This window comes from Nostoc sp. 'Peltigera membranacea cyanobiont' 213 (assembly GCF_002245975.1).
Lineage (GTDB): Bacteria > Cyanobacteriota > Cyanobacteriia > Cyanobacteriales > Nostocaceae > Nostoc.
In genome coordinates this window covers 1-19,991 of record NZ_NOLI01000013.1, presented here as the reverse complement: position 1 = coordinate 19,991, position 19,991 = coordinate 1, and the positions used below count along the sequence as shown (strand labels likewise).

The window sequence follows — 19,991 nt, the reverse complement described above, 5'->3', positions numbered from 1 at the left end:
AATGGAAAAACAAATCTCAAATAAGCGATTAACTAAAGTCCAGGTACTGATTATGGCGATCGCAGCTGGTGTCTGTGTTGCTAACGTTTATTATAATCAGCCAATCCTCAAAGATATTGCGTCTTCTTTTGGAGTCAGTGAAGGCGAAGCGGGTAGCATATCTGTGCTTACGCAAGTTGGTTACGGTTTTGGGCTTTTCTTTTTAATCCCTTTGGGCGATAAAATTAACAAGAAAAAATTAATTCTTTCCTTACTGGGATGTTTGTTCTGTTTGTTGATGCTCATGACATTTTCACAAAACATCGTCGAAGTTTGGATATTGAGCGTCGCAATTGGGATTGTGACAGTCTCAGCCCAAGTTATTCTTCCCTTAGCAGCAAGCATAGATAGAGTAACTACAGGACAAACTGTAGGCAACATTTTTACTGGTATATTGATTGGAGTTTTAGGAGCCAGGGTTTTTAGTGGATATATTGCTGAATGGTTGGGTTGGCGTTATGTATACGGATTTTCAGCAGTAATGATTTTAATTGTTAGTGGATTGCTCAAAATATATTTGCCGAATGTCAAAAATGATTTTGATGGTTATTATTTGGAATTATTGAAATCAACACTTGAACAATTAAAACGTTTTTCATTATTAAGAGAAGCTTCTTTAATTGGTGGGTTATTGTTTGGTGTATTTTGCTCATTTTGGACAACGCTGACTTTTCATTTAAGCGGAGCGCCTTTTAATTTTGAATCTGACACAATTGGGATGTACGGCTTTGTGGCGATCGTAGGTGCATTGATGGCACCAGTTTTTGGTAAACTAGCCGATCGAGGTAACTCGCAACGTTCCTTGACTATTGCTGTATCGCTGGTGATTGTAAGTTTAGTAATTGCTAAAATTGCTTCTAGTTCAGCGATCGCGATCGCTGTTGCTGTACTGTTACTAGATATAGGTGTACAGGCAATTCAAGTCACCAATGTCGCAAGGATATACACCCTTGACGCTCAATCGAATAGTCGCATCAACACAGTTTACATGACTACCTATTTTATCGGCGGTGCTGTCGGTACTAGCATTGGTCTATTATGCTGGAATCTTGGTGGCTGGAATTTAGTGACTTGGCAAATGTTAGTTTTTACTTTGATCGGATTTATAATTATCGTCAGACCTAAAATAACTCCGGTAAAAACAAATAAATAGTAAATAACAAAACTCTAGTTTTTGATTAAAAAACGAAATTCTGCATGAATAAAATCAACTGAAGTTCATATAAAATCTATTAATGTAGTAATAATATAACTTCTCCTCTATTGTCGAGTTTTAGTTGTAATGTACACCAGTTTTTTCTCTATAGATTTTATTTTTGGTAAAATATATACACTCATTCTTTTCCTAAAACAAAGTGTGTATAACTTTCCTTAAAATATCGCCTTGCACCAATAACTAAATTTTCTCCTCATCAAGGCGATATCTATAGACAATCAGCTTATATTACGAAAAACTAGCAATTTCAGAGTTGGATTCGGAGGTTGCAGTATTTTGGCTTTTCGCAGACATAATTACTAGGAATTTAGGCAGTGCAAGGCAAGCAACAGTATTTAGCAGGGTCAGGAATATACCATCGATTAAACTCATGTGCGATCGCCCTTATTTCAAAATTGGTGTTTACTATATTTTTAGTTTGAAGCAAAATTCCTACAATTGCTTCAAGACAGCATTTTGATTTCTTTTATTGGATATAAGCTAACTGAATACATTCTGATAATTTCAATGTGACTTGTAAAATCTCTTTGTTCTCTCTGTGTTATGCCAGTTGCTACAAGTTGGGGAACCGCAAGGGCGCACTGACTTGGAAAATAGTTGCAGAGACAATTTCGGCAATTGGTACTAAGTGGAAATTAATCCTACTTTCTGAGTAGAGGCGTAATTTGGCAATACTTGATTTAATTTTGCTTCATTGACATGTAGATGATCTGACAACACAGCAGAGATAACATCCCGAAAATCAGTGGTAATAGCCAAGTCTCTACCTTGATAAAGTTGGGCTGTAGATAGACCAGGCCATTCACCATAAACTTTACCACCGCGAATTTTACCGCCCAAAACCCACATGACATTCCCATGACCGTGGTCAGTACCACCGTTATCATTTTGCTTAACTGTACGACCAAACTCGGACATTACGACAATTGTCGTATTCTGGTAAACGCTTCCCAAACCTTTGACCAAAGCTGTCAAACCTGAACCCAATTTTTTTAAGTTCCGAGCTAACTGTCCTTGAGTGCTACCTTGATTGACATGAGTATCCCAACCCCCCAAAGCCATAAACCCTAACTCAATTCTGGGATCTTTGAGCATTAATTGTGCTAATCGTTGGGCATCGCTGGCGAAGCCATCAGGTGAAGGCGCACCATTATTTGCCATTTTCATTTCATTATCTAGGTCATTCATGATGGCCTGACGCGCCATTCGTCCTTGGCGATAGGTCTGACTTAAGGCATCATTACCGCTATAAAGTTGGTCAAATGCTGCTGCTAATTGAGGACGATCTATTGGCAGAGGTCTGTTAGCATTTCTCCCGGATGCGATGTTAGCTACAGGCATCCGTCCAGAAAAAATCCAGGGTGTTGTTTCTCCGACACTTACTGCCTGGATGGGTGTTTTTTGAGAAATCACCCCTAGTAAACGATTCATCCAACCATCCTGAGTATGTTTGTCACCAGGGGTAGCGTTTTCCATGTATTGTTGAGCATCAAAGTGAGAGCGAGTTGGATCGGGAGAACCACAGGCATGAACAAATGCCAAACTGTTCTGCTGCCAGAAAGGCATCAAAGAAGCTAATGCTGGATGCAAGCCAAAGCGTCCATCTAAATCTATTACTCCCCCTTCCTTCCCTGGTTGGGGGATAGCAATTTGCGGTCGAGCTTGATAGTAAGCTGTCTCTGAGTAAGGAACGACGATGTTTAAACCGTCTACTGCTCCCCGGAGAAAAATTACAATCAAGCGCTTCTGGTCACTATTTTGGGTAGCGGATCTAGCTATCCAAGCATTGCTGCTTACGGCTGAAATTGCAGCAGCTGAAAAAATTCCACTTTGGATTAGGAAGTCACGTCTTTTCATAATTAAAATTATTGATACCAATTTTGTATGAAGATGCGCCAAAGTTTATGAGGAACGAACCGCAAAGAAAGAGTCCCTAACGACGCATAAATTCTGGACTTCCCAAAATTAAAGCACTATGAATTTGAGGGGAACTAGAAGCGATCGCCTTCTGTGTTTTCATTGACAAAGAATTTCCCAATGTATTGGTTAGTTGCCAAGCATCTACAGGAATATTGGGAGACTTTTGGCCGATTTTCTCCCACTGTTGCAGATTTGTGGGGACAGTTGATAAGGGTAAATTTCCATTAGCGATCGCTGAAGCAAAACTCAGGCGGCGGTTCATGGCATCAGGATTTAACCACACATCTGCTGTGTTTTTGTAACCGTCTGGAGTTTGGCAACCATATAGGGGCATTCCCAACTGTTGCAGCAGATTGGAGATTGGTTTTGTATTCTGCACTTCGACACCTGTGGCTCGCACCGCCGAGATAGCGAATTGATAGGGGGTTTTAAACTTGGCATTAAAGTTTTTGGCATCCCAGAATTCCCGGCTGTGGAATAGGGTGTTAAGAAGCTCACGAATATTGCCATCAGTGGCAAGATAACGTTGTGTGAGATTGTTTACTAGAGAAGTTGGGGGAACATCGCTGACAAAATATTGAGCTATCTGATAGCTAATGTGATGTGCAGTCACCGGACTTCGAGCCAAAATATCTAAAGCTTCCTCCCCTTGGGCTTCACCACCGCTTTTAATTGTGTGTCCCAGGAAAACTTTGTCGCTAAAATCATGACGCTTTGGATTGAAGTAAAATCCGAAAGGATTATCTGTTTGCTGACTGGGACGACTGAAACCCCAACCACTTAAAATCCGCGCCAGAGCAATCACATCTTGCTGAGTATAACCTCCATCTACGCCGAGAGTGTGTAGTTCCATCAGTTCGCGGGCATAGTTCTCATTTAAACCTCGAATATTACCTTGGGCATCGGGGCGGCTGTCAGCCCGATTTTGGAAGTTGTCTAGATAATACTGCATGGCTGGATGACGAGCTGTTGCCCCTAACAGGTCACGAAAGCGACCCAAAGCGTAAGGTCGAATCGCTTGTTGTTCATAAGCTCCCACCCAGAGGCGATCGCGTCCTTTAGCAGCATCCACATTAAAATGGTTATACCAAAAGTCCACCATCACTTCCTGGAGTTGTTGCTGACTGCTAGTTGCCTTTAATAATCGCGCCTGGACTGCCTGAGCTAGCACCTGTTTAGCCCATTGGTTGGCAGCTTTTCTTTCTAACTGGGTGGGTTTTTGTCCTGGGAGATTAGTTGTACCATGTTCTAAAAGTTCCACCGGATTCAATTGGAGAGTATCTAGCTGCTTTAGTTGGCTGGTGAGACTTTCTGGTTCGGGAATCGATTCGGGTGAGAGTTGCTCCTGAATGTATCGCTCTACACCTATAGATTCCACTCTTTGTACATCTCCCGGACGAGGGCCAAAGCTGAGGCGATTAATTATATGTAATACTTTTGGGTCAACAGTTGTGGAGGCTGCATTACTGGGAGGAATTGACCCCAGCAAGATCAACAACAACAACACCCAATATTTAGGCTTTACAAGCATAGAGTTAATTGTGCTGTGCTGGAGGATTTTTCTTATACATGCGATCGGCAAATTTCTGCCGTTGCTCTGGGTTCAAAATTTCCCGAATAGCAAGGGTATTTTCAAACTGAATATCAGCAAGCTGCTGCTTCACAAGCTTAATTTGGTTATATTTATCCCGCACTTGCTCTTTAGTAGCTGTAGTCCCTGCTATTAAGTCATGTAATTGCTGTTGCCCTTGACGTATCTCCTGTGATTTTTGGGCTATCTGCTGTTTAGATTGACGACGAATTTCCTTAATCTGTTGTAGTTGCTGGGATGTCAAATTCAAATCCTTGAGCCATCCCCCTGATTTAGCACGATTTGGGCGAGATAGATTTGTGGGAGTTTGGGCAATGACTTGGCGTGAAAGCAAAGTTGGCTTGGCCAGAGCAATAGTGCTACCAAGGGCAATCATTGCCACCGCCAAAATGGAAACACGACGAATTAACATCAAAGCGATCTCCTATTCAGTATCTAAGTCTGTAAAATGCCATACATCACTTTCCAGATGTTCGTTACTGACTGTATCTTGCCAATTGCTTTCAATAAAATTTTGCAATGTAGCAAGTTCAGCTGGACTCGGTTGAACTGGTATAAAGGCACGGTAGCCAACTATAGCAGCTACTAATCCAGCAGCGAGAGCAGGCAAAACTAACCTCAACCTTGAATAGTGGCGTAAGGGTGGCAAAGGGGAAGCTTTTACCTGTTGTAAAATTTGTTGTTCTAAATCAGGTGAAGCTGGCGGAACTTCTGGGCGATGTTGGCACAGAAAATTAATTAGGTCAGAATCATCATCGGGTGGCTGAGTCATAGCTGTACTCCTTGGTTTTGGAAAAATTGACGCATCGCAGCACGAGCATGGAATAGGCGTGATTTGACTGTTCCCAAGGGAATATCTAGGATTTGTGCTACCTCTTTTTGAGGTACTTCTTCTAAATCATGCAAAACCAATATTGTGCGATGGTCAAAACTTAGGTTTGCTAGTCCCCGTTGCACAAGGTCTTGATAATGCAGATTCATTAACTCTGGGGCTTCCTGTTGGGTAGGAGTTTTTTCACTCAGAATCTGTAATTGAGTCCGCCTTTTAACATCTGCCTGTCGCTGGTCGCTAGCCACATTCCAAGCAATTCGGTACAGCCAGGTGGAAAATTTTGCTGTTTGGCGGAACTTGGGCAATCCTTTCCAGGCTTGCAAAAACACTTCCTGCACCACATCATCCAGGCTGGCAGGAGTACAAAGTTTGTAGAGGATTGACCTCACTCTTTGCTGATGGCGACGGTAAAGCTGACCGTAGCTTTGGGTATCACCCCGCAGGCACTGCTCTACTAGATAACTGTCAGATTCGCTTTCTGATTCACCAATCAATTGATTTGCTTTTGAAACCTTGGCTGGCACAACTAACACCTGAGGCATTCTCCTCTATCCGTTTCGTTGCTTGTATTTATTAGACCGGATGAATGGAAAAAAGGTTCAAATAGGTTAGAAGTTTGGGCATAGGCAAAAATTGCTCAAAATGAATTCTCTCAAAGAGCTAAAACGGATAATTTCTGAATATATATAGAAGTACAATCCAGAACAACAGCACACAACGAGCAATTAAGAATACGACTAGGATTATTTGGAAGTGTCTCCCCGAATTGAACCTTTTGTGAAAGTAAAAAGTCTAAAGCTATAGATTTCTGGTTCAATCAAAGGTATGTCTTTATGAACATGAAAAGAATTCTTTCATCTTGTTTGTTAGGCGTTTTGCTAACTTCGAGTGTTTTAGCAGAGCGGGCATCTGCTCAAGTAGAAGTAATTTTGGGAAACAATCACCAACATGAATGGCGCGAACGAGAACAAAGGAGGCTAGTATTGCTACGTAGAGAACGGGAAGAACGCGAGCGCCGTGAATGGCTACGTAGAGAACATGAGAAACGGGAGTGGCGCTCTAGACATGAGTATGACTATCGATAATCAATCACTCTCAGTTAAGAGATTAGCACTTAATACACTAGCTCGATAAAGAGTAGAAGGGAGGCAGTAACTTCCCTTCTTTTGTGGCATTACAGGAAAAAGCTTTTGTTACCAAATCATTGAGAGTAATAAGTATCTAGGCATAAATAAATTTATTGTTTGTAGTAAGGACTTTAGTCCTGATAATCCTTGCTCTGAGCGATAAATCGCTCACTACAAACTAGGAGTTTATTTTATATTTAATTATGTCTACCTACTTAATAGTCAATTGATGAATTAATTCTCTCCAACTGGCAAGTGGTGCCTTAGCCTTTGGCATAACGTACCCTACATGTATTTCAAAAATAAAATCTGAGTCCTATAGGAGTTAAAAATTAATATCTATTAGCCTAATAAGTGGCACGATTACAGCCAAAATATACTTTAATTAAAATCATATTAAAGTATATACTTATACTCCTGCCATTTATGTCATCGCCCCTTGAGCGCCCGCTAAAATTTGAAATCAGACTGCCAGACTCACATCCTCAGTTACTAGAAGGACTAGATATATGGCTGCGTTTAGGTTTGATATCCGATACCCAAGTTAAGGAGCTATGTCGAGAGTTTCTGGTGTGTACGGTGGTGTTGCAACCCCAGTCTGAAGCTCAAACAAAGGTAGTTTTTATAACTCCCGATCCCGTGCAGCAGCTGCCTGTAGCAGCTTTACAATCTAGTAGCCGCAGACAAACGCAACAAAAACCAACTGAACCCAACTTTCTCAGTAGAATATTGCAGTCCTTGGGGGCAGAATTGAGTGTCCGGTGGCTGCTTTTTTTAGGAGTATTCCTGGTAGTAGTATCATCTGGGGTACTGGCTGCGAGTCAGTGGGCAAAGTTTCCTGCTTCTGGACAGTATGGAGTTTTATTTGCTTATACTTTGAGTTTTTGGGGGTTAAGCTTCTGGGCAACTAGGCAAAACAACCTGAGATTGACGGCTCAAACTTTACTGATTGCCACTCTTTTGTTAGTTCCAGTGAACTTTTGGGCAATGGATAGCTTTAAGTTGTGGCAAAATCCTGTGGATTGGATTGTAGTTGCGATCGCCTGGCCTACTCTCACAGCTATAACTGTTTTACTCTCCAAAAATCGGACTATTTTTCCCGATTTACATCCTGGCAAATTACCTCTTGCAAATATTCTGGGGCTGAGTTATCTGCATTGGGGTTGGCAATTAAAAGGATTTCCCTTAATTGCCATTTATGTAGCAACGATCGGCACAACCATCATTAGCATTTATCACAATCTTTACCAACGTCAAGGAGATAGAAGCGATCGCCGGCGGTTAAGTATTAACTTACCTGCCTCTGTGATTATTTATGCTCTAATAGTGCTGCTAGTGCGGGCGATTTTTGTTGCTGGGGTAGATGTAACGCAATTAGGTTTAGCGATCGGCATTTGTGGCTGGCTAGTCACTTGGTTAGCAGAGGAGAGGGGAGAGAGCAGAGAGCAGGCGGCAGGGGGAGCAGAGGATGTAACTCTAATATTCTCCCCATCTCCCCCATTCCCCTCATCTCTCTTCCTCTGGGAAAAACTTGGTGGTATTCTACTCTTCTTGGGTTGGCTGGTTTCGGTAATAAATTATCCTTGGCAAGCCATAGCTGTCAGTGGTTTGGGTTTATGCTTTCTGGGAAGTCGCTTGCGGCGGTACAGTTTAAGGCTTGATTTCGCTGCGGTTTTTGTTATTGGCTTACAGACAGTTTGGCTAGGTTGGCGATTAGTACCTGATAGCTTACAGAAATTAGCGATCGCAACTGGCACTCAACTCACAAATTCTCAAAATCAACCCTCGGCTTTGCTGGGTGTAGCTTTATTTCCCTACATAATTTTGATGGTGGCGCTAACAGATAGCCTACATCGCACCCAAAAGCAAGAATTAGCTAAGTTTGGCGAACTGTTAACCCTCTTACTTGGAGCTTTTTTAACAACGATCGCCATAGTAAATCCCGCATTGCGATCGCTAAATCTGCTATTTTCCACCATCACTCTGGCATTGATTACTCAACGCCGTTCCCCCTCATCCCTTCCCCTGGTATATCTAACTCACATCATGGGAGTGCTGACATTTTGCTCTACCATTAATTGGCTGGCACCAAACCTGAGTCAACAAGTCTGGGCAAGTATTTTATTAGCTTTGATGGTTGCAGAATGGCGATTTAGCGTGGAAGAAGGACTATGGCAACGTAGTGCATGGGATGTGGGTTTAGGATTAGCCGCCGCGAGTTTTTTCCTATTGTGGATGAACGCAGAGTCATCTTGGCATGGTATAGCTGATAGCCAAGCTTATTTGGGAGCCTTATGGCTAGTTACGCCCATAGCTCTCACGGGTGTTGCCAATTGCACAATTATCGAGCGACGGACTACTACCCGCTACTTGAGTGTCTTAGCTGTGGGAGTCGCCCAGCTACTAACTTTACAGCTACCAGGAATTAGATTAATTGGTTTGGCAGTAGGTGCGGGACTGATGTTCGCCAATACACGCTATTTGCGAAACCAAATATCTGCGGTAATTACAGAAGGATTTGCTCTGAGTTTCATAGTAGCGCTGCTGTGGACGGGTGTACCTGGTTTACCTCGCCTTGCGCTAGGAGGTTGGTTTGTCGTCGGAGCGATCGCAACTCTAAGTCTATGGTTAGCGCGGACAGCTTTGAGCCGACGCGGTAACGAATTAGGAGTTATCTATGCAGCCGCTAGCGATCGATGGGCGATCGCATTATGTGGTTTTGAGTTGTTCAGTTTGACACTGCACTCAATATTGATTTACTCAGGGTTTCTATCTTCAGGATTTTTGTATATAGCTGCCACTGCAATCACCTTGGCAGCCATTATTTATCGCAGTTGGCGACAACCGACAAATTGGGCATTTTATGCTATTGGTTGGTCATTGGAATTGTTGACTGCCCAGGTGTTGGGATTTGGGGAACGCTCAACTGTTAAAATTGCGATTGCTAACATAGCCTTGGGTTTAATCGCTCAACTTTTCGGAGAGTGGTGGCGACGAAGATACCAATTAGAAAGGGTTCCTAGCAGTTTTCATATTTTGCCCTTAATTTATGGTGCATTCAGCGTATTACTGCGTTTGAACACCTTCACCGAGTGGACTGGTTTGTATTCCTTGGGTGTAGCTTTTATTATCATTGGCGTGGGGCGACGGCGCGAGAACTTTAAACCCCTGCTGTACTTAGGAATTATTGGCGTATCCATTTCTGCCTATGAACTTTTGTTCTATCAAATGTCACAAGCTTCAGGAGGAGCATTAGGTGATGGATTAATTGCTATGTCTGCCCTTGGTGCCAGTATCATGTATGCTTACCGCATTCTGTCGCCAAGGCTTGTCAGCTACTTACGCCTAACTCCCCAAGAACTAAAAGGAATTGCCCATATTCATTGGGTTTGGAGTAGCTGCTTATTAATGGCTGCGATTCCGCTTCCTATTGGAGTTAACCGTTTGGTGGGATTGGCAACAGGGGGATTTTTGATTCGCTATGCCATCTTTCAGGGACGAAATTCGCGCACTTCCCCCAGCATCTTGGGAGGAATCACAATAGCCGAAATGTGGGTTTACCTTGGCTTATTAGAGGTAGCCGGCATGAGAGTTTATTGGCGGGAGACAGCTGTAGGAAAATTTTGGGCTGGGCCGTTGGTTCCTTGGAACGGTGCGATCGCCTGTGTGGTAGCCTATTTTCTGTACATTCTACCTTGGGAAAATTGGGGTTGGTCTAAAAGACCTTGGCAGCAAGCCGCCTACATCATACCACTGATAATTTTATGGGAAACCAGACTGCAAACTTACCCCATTACCTTAGTACTCGCAGCTGGATTTTACATTTTTCTCGCAAAAGTGGGTGAAAACATCCGTTTTACCTATATCAGTGTGGCATTGATTGATTGGGCACTTTTCCGTTGGTTTGATTCCTTACGCCTGACTGATGTTTTATGGTATGTAACGCCAATTGGGTTATCACTGCTTTATATTGCTCAAGTCGATACCCAACTCAGACTACCAGAGTACAAAACAGCCCGCCATTTTCTGAGAGTACTAGGTAGTGGCTTAATTTGTGGGTGGGCAACTTTATTTCATCAAAATACAGCCTGGATACCTGGAGTTTTAAGCCTCATCGCCATTTTTGCCGGATTAGCTTTGCGAGTGCGAGCTTTTCTCTACATTGGTACAGCCGCTTTTCTAATCACTACAATCTATCAATCGGTAATTTTCAGCTTGCAGTACTCATTTTTAAAATGGGTTGTTGGTTTGCTAGTCGGAATTTTACTGATTTACATCGCCGCCAACTTTGAAACCCGTCGCGCTCAAATAACTTCCTTAATTCGTAGCGCCGTTGATGAATTTCAATCATGGCAATAAAGGCAGAGAGTTAGATAGTCGGGATGATTACAGCCGCATTGACAACTAACTCAGAGGGTAATTGCACTGATACCGCGTACAAAAATCTCTACACAGGTTTCTATATAGTCTTCACAGCTATAGCTGTCTTGATTGAATTTTGCACTACGGCATAGCATTCCAGCTAACAGCATTCCTGTAAACATATCGACTGCTGGAAATGGATCGAGGTCTGCTCTGACAATGCCTCGTATCTGACCCGATTGCAGGTAAGCTACCAGCTTTTCTCTTAAAGGCTTGGCAGCTTCTTGAATAACTTGTTTGGCCGCCTCTGGATGACGTTTCGCTTCTCCAATAAAGGTACGAATTAAGTCTTCTTGTGCCTCTAGCATAGTATTGTAAAGATTGGCATACTGTCTTAAATCAATTTTTAAATCCTGGGTCCACGCTTCAGGGTGTGCAAGGGCTTCCGTCTGGAGTGCAAAGGCATTTTTGATGACTGCTCCCAAAAGTTGTTCTTTACTAGCAAAATGGCGAAACAAAGTGACCTCATTCACATCAGCAACACGAGCTATTTCACGGGTAGTTGCTCCTTGAACACCTAAGCTAGCAAATACCTGCGAAGCGGCTTCTATCAAACGTGTACGGGTAAGAGTTGATGAACGGATAGTTTTATTCATTTATGCTGGCAAGTACTTACTTACATCATAAGTTATGTAAAGAAAGCGATCGCAACTTGGGTAAAAATTAATCTTGATACCAGCATTTTTAAAGTTAGTGAAAATATTGTATCGGCTCAAATTTCCTTTGGTACTTTAGCTAATATTTTACTCATTTTAGTAACTGGGACAAATACCCCACTTCCTAAATAATGAGGTGCCCTTTGGATGGCAGTAAATCCCAGCCGTAAATAAAATCCTTCAGCATAAAGACTAGCTGTTGTAATTACCTTATCTATGCCTTGCTCAATTGCTTCATCGCAAAAATGTTGAACTAAAGCCCGCCCAACTCCTTTACCTTGATATTTAGGATGGACATACAGCCCGATAAGTTCATCAACTATAAAACTAGCAAAACCTATGACAGCATCTCCCTCAATTGCAACCCAGCAAGTCTCCACTTTGATACTTTTTAAGATATTTGAACCATCAGGTTTTTCGCGGTAATTACGCCAAACTAAAAGTTCTTTTTCGGTGTAGAAAGTTGCAGGTAGAGCTTTAATAGCAGCAATATGAATTGCACTCAGCACCCAGGCATCTGTTTCTTGAGCAGGTCGAAGAGATATTTCGTTAGCACTCATAAATTCAGGGCTAGCATTCAGATTACATACCTGATTGACTTTCCGATCCAATCCTTTACTGAGATTATCAGTTTGCAATTGAGTCACATAGCATTTTCCAGGCTAGTAAGACTACAGTTTACACACAAGTCTTTCCGCAGCCATATATTTATTAATAAATCTCGAACTACTTTCTATCCCACCTCGGAATGAATTCCGAGGTAGGATGTCGGTGAGTATTAGAGGGGCTAATTTCCCTTGCTATGTTTTGAAGAAAAAGCGGTAAGACTTCGGTTGTCCAAGCTTTTTCCGCAATGCTTCCATGTAAATAAAAAATACCGGAGTCAGATAGAGAGTTAATATCTGAGAGAACAGCAATCCACCAACGATCGCAATCCCCAAAGGACGACGCGCTTCTGAACCGACTCCTGTGCCCAACGCAATGGGGAGTGTGCCAATTAAAGCTGCCATCGTTGTCATCATAATCGGCCGGAAGCGAACCAAGCAAGCGGCATAGATGGCATCAAAGGAATTTTTACCTTCCTTGCGTTGCGCTTCAATGGCAAAATCCACCAACATAATCCCGTTTTTCTTGACGATACCCACTAGCAGAATAATGCCGATGAAAGAGTAAAGGTTTAAATCAACCTGGAAAATTAGCAGCGTCAGTAATGCGCCAAAACCCGCCGAAGGTAAACCGGAAAGAATGGTAATTGGGTGAATAAAATCCTCATAGAGGATACCGAGAATTAGGTAGATGACTAAAATAGACACCAACAACAACACGCCTAAATCGTTGAAAGACTGTTGAAAGGTTTGGGCTGAACCCTGAAAACTGGTGGTAATTGTTGAAGGTAGTATCTCACTGGCTGCTTGCTTGATGGCATCTGTAGCTTGACTGAGAGACGTTCCTGGGAGGGTGTCAAAAGATATCGTTGAAGAAGGGAGTTGAGCAACGTGAGCGACAGTGAGGGGGCCGACATTTTGGGTGATATTTGCGATCGCACTCAGGGGAACAAGTTTCCCTGTACTTGATTGCACATAGAGCATCGATAAGGCGCTGGGATCTCGTTGAAACTCCGGTTTAACTTCTAAGATTACATAAAATTGGTCATTTGGGGTATAGATAGTAGAAACCTGGCTAGAACCATAAGCGGCGCTGAGGGTTTGTTGAACCAGTTCGGCGGTAATGCCAAGGGTTGCAGCTTTATTGTGGTCGATTTGGACTTGGATTTGGGGAGTGCTGAGTTGTAAATCGCTGTCAACGTCCCGGAGTCCTGGTAGAGTTTTGACTTTATCTACAAGTTTCGGAACGTATTGGCGTAAGTCTTGCAGATTTAAACTCTGCAACGTGAACTGATAAGTAGAATTGGTTTGTTGTCCACCGATGGGAATAGCTGGCGGAGAGCGGAGGAATGTCTTAAGTCCAACCACACGCCTTAACTTGGGGGTTAACTCTTGAATGATTTCGTCAGCGCTGAGTTTCCGTTTAGAACGTGGCTTGAGCCGAATTGTAATTCGCCCGGAATTCACGGAGGCGTTAGGGCCGCTTGCGCCCACAATGGAATCAACTGCTTCTATGTTGGGGTCTTGACGAATGATATCGACAACCTTTTGTTGGTGACGACGCATATCATCAAAAGAAATATCTTGCGCTGCTTTTGTGTTTCCCATCAGTTGTCCGGTGTCTTCGGTGGGAATAAAGCCTTTGGGAACGATGACGAACAAATATACAGTCATTATCAGCAAAATACCAGAACCGATTAGTGTCATCAGACGGTATTTTAAAATCGGCTTGAGCGTCCAATCATATCCTTGCAGTAGTGAATCAAATGCTCGTTCTGAAACGCGATACACCAAATTTGGCTTTTGCTGATGGGATGAACGCAAAAAGCGACTGCACAACATTGGGGTGAGACTGAGGGAAACAAAACCGGAAACCAAAATTGCCACTGCGATCGTCACGGCAAATTCATGAAATAATTTACCGATTATTCCACTCATAAACATGATGGGGATAAACACCGCCACTAGGGAAAGTGTCATTGACAAAATGGTAAAGCTGATTTCCCTCGATCCCTTCAATGCCGCGTTTAGGGGAGATTCGCCCATTTCTCGATAACGGACGATATTTTCTAACACCACGATCGCATCATCCACCACAAAACCCACAGAAAGGGTCAACGCCATGAGTGAGAGGTTGTCTAGGGAAAAGCCCGACAGATACATTACCGCAAAAGTGCCAATGATGGCTACAGGTAGCGCCAAACTAGGAATCAGCGTCGCAGTTGTGTCACGCAAGAATAAGAAAATAACTAAGACAACTAGACAAACCGATAGAACCAAGGTAAATTTTACATCGTTGACAGAGGCGCGGATAGTTTGGGAGCGATCGTACATAATCCCCATCTCAATGGATTTGGGAACTTGTTCGCGCAGTGTCGGTAAAAGTTCCTGGATGGCATCAACGATATTTACAGTATTAGCACCCGGCTGTGGCTGTACAGCGAGAACAACCGAATGGCGGTTTGTCACCTTCTGATCGCTATACAAATTCGAGACTTTGACGTTTTGTTCGCTGTCAATCACATCCCCCAAATCCTGGAGGCGCACGGGTGCGCCATTCTTATAAGTTACAATCAACTGGCGATAGCCGACGGCATCGGTAAGTTGACCGTTTGCCTGAATCGTATAACTTTTGTAAGTGCCAGAAAGACTGCCTGTTGGCAAGTTGACATTTCCTTGTTGAATGGCAGTTTTTACCTGACTTAGACCAATTCCCCTTGATGCCAACTCTCGCGGATCGAGTTGGACGCGGACTGCATATTGCTGTTGACCATATACCTGTACCTGAGCAACACCATCAATCATCGAGATGGGTTGACCAACTGTTACCTCTGCGTATTCATCTACTGTGGAGATTGGCTGTGTCTCAGAATACATATAGAGGTAGATAACAGGTGAGACAGAGGGGTTAACTTTGCGGTACGTGGGGGGGTGAGGCATTCCGGCAGGTAGTTGTCCGGCGGCGGCGGAGATGGCTGCTTGCACATCTTTGGCGGCATCTTCCACTCTACGACTAAAGTCAAATTGGAGGGAGATGTTGGTGCTACCAGTTGAACTGGTGGAATTGAAGGAATTTAGTCCGGCAATTTCGGTAAACTGTCTTTCTAGAGGTGCAGCGACGGAAGATGCCATTGTTTCGGGGGTAGCACCTGGGAGACTAGCTGAGACAGAAATAAAAGGATATTCAACGTTGGGTAGGGCACTGATGGGTAAGAGGAAATAACTCATCAGACCGAAGATGAGAATACCGATCGTGACCAAGGTGGTCATGACTGGACGACGGATGAAGGGTTCTGAAAGGTTCATGGGTTTTGTTATCCCAGAAATGTGGTAGCGGTGCGATCGCTAAATATAATTTCAACGTGAATTCGATCAATCTGTAATAGGTGCAACAACTCTATCTGTGATTTTTAAACATATCTAACGCCTCCTGAACTGCTTCTTGAACAACTGGATCTGGATCTTCTAAAAGCTGCGATACAAAATCTACAGCCTCAAATGCTTTGATTTTTCCTAAAGCAAACGCCGACCTACTACGAACCCATTTGTTAGGGTGTTGAAGTACTTGAATTAATGCATCTACTGCTCGAAGTTGTTCAAGTACTAATACTACAGAAAAGCCGGAATCATATTTTTCGTCTTGCAGCACATAAAGAAGAGTCGTAACTACTTGACTTTTCAGGCTACTTGGCGGGATTTCTATTTGATAGCTATCGATCATATTTAGGTCGTCATAAAGTAGGTGTACGGTTTGCCAAGAGGAATCTTCAGGAAAGATTTTCAGAAATCTTTCGATAGCTAAGTCTGTAATTCCTGAGTTGTACTTTCGATATGCAGCAGCATAGTTTTTCTCATCTTTCTCTATGTAACCATTACGACCAATGAACAATCCCCCAGTCTCGTAAGATTCTGCTATGGTCAACATCATAGCTGTTAAATTGCTGTATCGTAGCGAAATTTCGGCAATTTCGGAGATATGAACTACAGGAGAAGTTGTTTGTTCATCATCCGTTGCGACAACTGCTAAAAACTCGACATCTGACATACAGACTGGCAAGACAGGTTTACCTGCATACTTATACATCAGGGCTATTTCTTCATGTTCTTCTACCCAAGTTTGAGCTTCTGACACTGCTGAATCTAAACTTAGAAGAAACATAGGATAAAATATCCAATCATCTTCTACACAGCCATCCATTGGGTATCCATTTGACCATTCATAAATTTCCCGAACTTCTTTGGATACTTTAAAAGATAGGGTACTCAACACATTATCTATTTCTAATGGACTTAAACCTGATGCCAATGATGCAATCTTTGCTGGATGATTTTCTTGAAACCAGTCATGAATTCGGGTTAATGCATCTTTAATATCTGACATAAGTGTTTAATTCATAATTGAGAAAATCAGATTTAGTCTTGGTTTTCAGATGATTGAAAATCACGATCGCCCGCCTGTAAATGAAAACACTCGCCGGAACTTAACTTGACTGAGTTTGTTCCGCCATGATTCCATATATATATAGAACACAGGGGTTAAATACAGGGTTAATATCTGAGAAAATACCAGTCCGCCCACAACTGCAATTCCTAGAGGACGGCGGGATTCCGAACCAGCCCCAAATCCGATCGCTATGGGCAAGGTTCCCATTAATGCTGCCATTGTGGTCATCATAATCGGGCGGAAGCGCACCAAACACGCTTGATAAATCGCCTCGGAGGGCTTTTTCAATTCTTCTCGCTGGGCAACGATCGCAAAATCCACCATCATGATGCCGTTTTTCTTAACGATGCCCACCAATAAAATTATGCCGATGAAGGAGTAAACGTTGAGTTCAACGTGGAATATCATCAGCGTTAACAATGCCCCAAAACCTGCTGATGGCAAACCAGAAAGAATTGTAATTGGGTGAATGAAATCTTCGTAGAGAACACCCAGGATGAGATAAATTACGAGGATAGCGATCGCTAACAATAAACCCAAACTCGGCAGTGAACTTTGAAATACCTGGCTTGCACCCTGAAAGCTGGTGCTAATGCTGGCAGGAATCACCTCATCAATCACTTTTTGAATCTCTTCGTTGGCATTTCCCAAAGACACACCGGGGGCGAGGTTAAAGGAAATGGTGGCGGCGTTCATCCGACCGTTATGATTAACCATTAACGGGCTGACTCCCTGAGACAGTTTGGCGAATGTCTTGAGAGGTACTGCTACTCCAGTGCTGGAGTTAACGTACAATGTCAACAGAGCATTGATATCCTGCTGATACTGGGGCGCTAATTCCAAAATTACCTGATACTCATTGGTGGCTGCATAGATAGTTGACACTTGGTAAGAGCCATAAGCACTTCTCAGGGTATTTTCAATTGTCTGGGCGGTAATCCCGTAAGTTGAGGCTTTATCGCGGTCAATGTCAATTTGAATTTTGGAAGCAAACTGTAAATCGCTGTTGACATCCTGGAGTTCTGTCATCTCCTTCATCTTGAGAACAAGTTGGGGAACATATTCTTGTAAGGGCTTGACATCCGAACTCTGAAGTGCAACTTGATAAAGTCCCGTACTTTGTTGAGCGCCAATCGGTATCGCTGGGGGATTTTGTAAGAATACTTGGATGCCGGGAACAGTGGCGAGTTGGGTTCGCAACTCTTGAATGATTTCATCGGCACTAAGCTGGCGCTGCGATCGCTCTTTTAACCGAATGAACAAACTGCCGGAATTGGCTGCAACTGCTGCCCCACCGCCACTAGCACTAGATCCCGCGCCAATATTGGAGTTGACTGCATCGACATTTGGGTTTTGACGAATCAGGTTAGCAACTGTCTGCTGATGCTGGACAAGATTATCGAAGGATGCATCTTCGGCTGCTTGGGTAATACCTGTAATTTGTCCGGTATCTTCGCTAGGAATAAAGCCTTTGGGAACTACCACCAGTAGCCCAACTGTCACCGCCAAGAGAAAGGCGGATAAAATCATCGTGGTGAGGTGATATTTTAAGACTTTTTTCAGACTCCAATCGTACAAACCCAGGAAGCGATCGAAGACATATTCAGAAGCTTGATATAAGCGACTTTGATTAGCACGATCCACAGGACGCAGAAAACGGCTGCACAACATGGGAGTCAGACTCAAAGATACAAAACCAGAGACGAGAATTGCAACTGCGATCGTCACAGCAAATTCATGAAATAATCGTCCCAGCACTTCACTCATGAACAACATGGGAATGAAGACTGCAACCAAGGAAAGGGTCATCGACAGAATTGTAAAACCAATTTCTCTCGACCCATTCAACGCCGCTTCTAACGGACTTTCCCCCATTTCCATGTGCCGGACGATATTTTCTAGCATAACGATCGCATCATCCACGACGAAGCCCACTGAAAGGGTCAACGCCATCAGTGATAGGTTATCTAGTGAGTAGTGCAGGAAATACATCACCGCAAAAGTACCAATCAGCGAAACAGGTAATGCCAAACTGGGAATTACCGTCGCCGAGAGGTTCCGTAAAAAGATGAAAATTACTAAGATAACGAGAGCGATCGTCAAAATCAACGTAAATCTGACATCATCTACTGAATCTCGAATCGACTGAGATGCATCATAAAGAACTCCAATTTCCACAGATGCCGGAATCTGTTCTCGTAACTTTGGCAGCAAATTCTTAATTGTGTCTACGACTTGCACCGTATTGGTTCCGGGCTGTCTTTGAATGGTGAGAATAATGGCGCGAGTATTGTTGTACCAGCTTGCTACTTTGTCATTTTCTACACTGTCAATAATCCTACCCAGTTGATTGAGATAGATAGGCATCCCATCTTTATAAGACACAATCAACTGGCGATAAGCAGCTGCATCTTCAAGTTGTCCGTTAGTCTGGACTGTAAAATTCTTATGATTTCCCGAAAGACTGCCGGTAGGTAAATTGACGTTACCCTGTTGAATCGCCGTCGCCACCCGATCTAACCCAATTTGCCGCGTAGCCAATTGCTGGGGATCGAGTTGAATTCGAGCCGCATACTTTTGGGAACCGTAGACGGCTACCTGTGCTACCCCATTGATTGTAGATAGCTTTTGCGCCAAATAAGTCTCAGCATAATTATCTACCTGGGAAAGGGGCAGAGTGGGAGAATCGAGATAAAGGTAAAGAATTGGTTGATCTGCGGGGTTAACTTTGCTGTAAGTGGGAGGATTAGGTAAATCCGTCGCAATTTGTCCCGACGATCCTGATATCGCTGCTTCCACATCCTGCGCCGCATCATCAATATTGCGGCTCAAGTTGAATTGCAGGGTAATTTGAGTCTGTCCCAAGGTGCTAGTTGAGTTGAGCGAATCGAGTCCAGCAATGCTAGAAAATTGCTTCTCTAAAGGACGAGCAACCGATGCTGCCATCGTTTCGGGGCTAGCTCCCGGTCGCGAGGCGCTGACCTGAATTGTGGGATAATCTACGCTGGGTAAATCGCTGATTGGCAGCAGGCGATAACTCATGAAACCGAAAATCAAAATCGCCGTCATCACCAGAGTTGTCATAATGGGGCGGCGGATAAATGGTTCAGAAAGGTTCATGAATCACCTCCGCCTGACT

The 19,991-nt window shown here is 43.3% G+C and carries 13 protein-coding genes; 3 read left to right on the top strand and 10 right to left on the bottom strand.

Annotation, left to right across the window (positions count from 1 at the left end; genetic code table 11):
• The first annotated feature begins 1 nt into the window (after nt 1).
• Nucleotides 2-1,192, top strand: a complete 1,191-nt coding sequence (locus CDG77_RS06105; RefSeq protein WP_094328507.1) for an MFS transporter — start codon at nt 2-4, stop codon at nt 1,190-1,192.
• 687 nt (nt 1,193-1,879) lie between these two features.
• On the opposite strand, the gene CDG77_RS06100 is transcribed toward CDG77_RS06105, so the two are convergent.
• The 5 genes from CDG77_RS06100 to CDG77_RS06080 form a co-directional block, all read right to left on the bottom strand.
• A complete protein-coding gene (locus CDG77_RS06100; protein WP_094328506.1) occupies nt 1,880-3,112 on the bottom strand; it encodes a DUF1501 domain-containing protein in 1,233 nt (410 codons plus the stop codon).
• Between the two features lie 76 nt (nt 3,113-3,188).
• Nucleotides 3,189-4,706: a DUF1800 domain-containing protein gene (locus CDG77_RS06095; protein ID WP_094328505.1), complete on the bottom strand. Its 1,518-nt coding sequence runs from the start codon at nt 4,704-4,706 to the stop codon at nt 3,189-3,191.
• A gap of 4 nt (nt 4,707-4,710) precedes the next feature.
• Nucleotides 4,711-5,178, bottom strand: a complete 468-nt coding sequence (locus CDG77_RS06090; RefSeq protein WP_094328504.1) for a Spy/CpxP family protein refolding chaperone — start codon at nt 5,176-5,178, stop codon at nt 4,711-4,713.
• A 12-nt stretch (nt 5,179-5,190) separates the two neighbouring features.
• On the bottom strand, nt 5,191-5,538 hold the full coding sequence (locus CDG77_RS06085) for a hypothetical protein (RefSeq protein ID WP_094328503.1): 348 nt from the start codon (nt 5,536-5,538) through the stop codon (nt 5,191-5,193).
• A complete protein-coding gene (locus CDG77_RS06080) occupies nt 5,535-6,140 on the bottom strand; it encodes a sigma-70 family RNA polymerase sigma factor (protein WP_094328502.1) in 606 nt (201 codons plus the stop codon). Before CDG77_RS06080 ends, CDG77_RS06085 begins: the two co-directional genes overlap by 4 nt.
• 291 nt (nt 6,141-6,431) lie before the next feature.
• Between CDG77_RS06080 and CDG77_RS06075 the strand changes: the two genes are divergently transcribed.
• Both CDG77_RS06075 and CDG77_RS06070 read left to right on the top strand, forming a co-directional pair.
• Complete coding sequence (locus CDG77_RS06075; RefSeq protein ID WP_143856963.1) at nt 6,432-6,683, top strand: hypothetical protein; 252 nt, start codon at nt 6,432-6,434, stop codon at nt 6,681-6,683.
• Nucleotides 6,684-7,151: 468 nt separating this feature from the next.
• Nucleotides 7,152-11,084 carry a DUF2157 domain-containing protein gene (locus CDG77_RS06070; RefSeq protein WP_094328500.1) on the top strand — a complete coding sequence of 1,311 codons (3,933 nt, stop codon included), beginning with the start codon at nt 7,152-7,154 and terminating at the stop codon, nt 11,082-11,084.
• 50 nt (nt 11,085-11,134) lie between these two features.
• On the opposite strand, the gene CDG77_RS06065 is transcribed toward CDG77_RS06070, so the two are convergent.
• The 5 genes from CDG77_RS06065 to CDG77_RS06045 form a co-directional block, all read right to left on the bottom strand.
• Nucleotides 11,135-11,743 (bottom strand): TetR/AcrR family transcriptional regulator, encoded by a 609-nt coding sequence (locus CDG77_RS06065; protein WP_094328499.1) that lies wholly within the window; start codon nt 11,741-11,743, stop codon nt 11,135-11,137.
• Between the two features lie 116 nt (nt 11,744-11,859).
• A complete protein-coding gene (locus CDG77_RS06060; RefSeq protein ID WP_223269718.1) occupies nt 11,860-12,450 on the bottom strand; it encodes a GNAT family N-acetyltransferase in 591 nt (196 codons plus the stop codon).
• Nucleotides 12,451-12,603: 153 nt separating this feature from the next.
• On the bottom strand, nt 12,604-15,714 hold the full coding sequence (locus tag CDG77_RS06055) for an efflux RND transporter permease subunit (RefSeq protein ID WP_094328498.1): 3,111 nt from the start codon (nt 15,712-15,714) through the stop codon (nt 12,604-12,606).
• Nucleotides 15,715-15,805: 91 nt separating this feature from the next.
• Nucleotides 15,806-16,789 (bottom strand): HEAT repeat domain-containing protein, encoded by a 984-nt coding sequence (locus CDG77_RS06050; protein WP_094328497.1) that lies wholly within the window; start codon nt 16,787-16,789, stop codon nt 15,806-15,808.
• Between the two features lie 60 nt (nt 16,790-16,849).
• Nucleotides 16,850-19,972: an efflux RND transporter permease subunit gene (locus CDG77_RS06045; RefSeq protein ID WP_094328496.1), complete on the bottom strand. Its 3,123-nt coding sequence runs from the start codon at nt 19,970-19,972 to the stop codon at nt 16,850-16,852.
• Nucleotides 19,973-19,991: the final 19 nt, after the last annotated feature.

Bases quoted from the DNA above. Each gene is read 5' to 3' on its own strand.
- CDG77_RS06085 (WP_094328503.1), bottom strand. From the start codon at position 5,538: ATGACTCAGCCACCCGATGATGATTCTGACCTAATTAATTTTCTGTGC.
- CDG77_RS06065 (WP_094328499.1), bottom strand. From the start codon at position 11,743: ATGAATAAAACTATCCGTTCATCAACTCTTACCCGTACACGTTTGATA.
- CDG77_RS06105 (WP_094328507.1), top strand. From the start codon at position 2: ATGGAAAAACAAATCTCAAATAAGCGATTAACTAAAGTCCAGGTACTG.
- CDG77_RS06070 (WP_094328500.1), top strand. From the start codon at position 7,152: ATGTCATCGCCCCTTGAGCGCCCGCTAAAATTTGAAATCAGACTGCCA.
- CDG77_RS06080 (WP_094328502.1), bottom strand. From the start codon at position 6,140: ATGCCTCAGGTGTTAGTTGTGCCAGCCAAGGTTTCAAAAGCAAATCAA.
- CDG77_RS06090 (WP_094328504.1), bottom strand. From the start codon at position 5,178: ATGTTAATTCGTCGTGTTTCCATTTTGGCGGTGGCAATGATTGCCCTT.
- CDG77_RS06050 (WP_094328497.1), bottom strand. From the start codon at position 16,789: ATGTCAGATATTAAAGATGCATTAACCCGAATTCATGACTGGTTTCAA.
- CDG77_RS06100 (WP_094328506.1), bottom strand. From the start codon at position 3,112: ATGAAAAGACGTGACTTCCTAATCCAAAGTGGAATTTTTTCAGCTGCT.
- CDG77_RS06075 (WP_143856963.1), top strand. From the start codon at position 6,432: ATGAACATGAAAAGAATTCTTTCATCTTGTTTGTTAGGCGTTTTGCTA.
- CDG77_RS06045 (WP_094328496.1), bottom strand. From the start codon at position 19,972: ATGAACCTTTCTGAACCATTTATCCGCCGCCCCATTATGACAACTCTG.
- CDG77_RS06055 (WP_094328498.1), bottom strand. From the start codon at position 15,714: ATGAACCTTTCAGAACCCTTCATCCGTCGTCCAGTCATGACCACCTTG.
- CDG77_RS06095 (WP_094328505.1), bottom strand. From the start codon at position 4,706: ATGCTTGTAAAGCCTAAATATTGGGTGTTGTTGTTGTTGATCTTGCTG.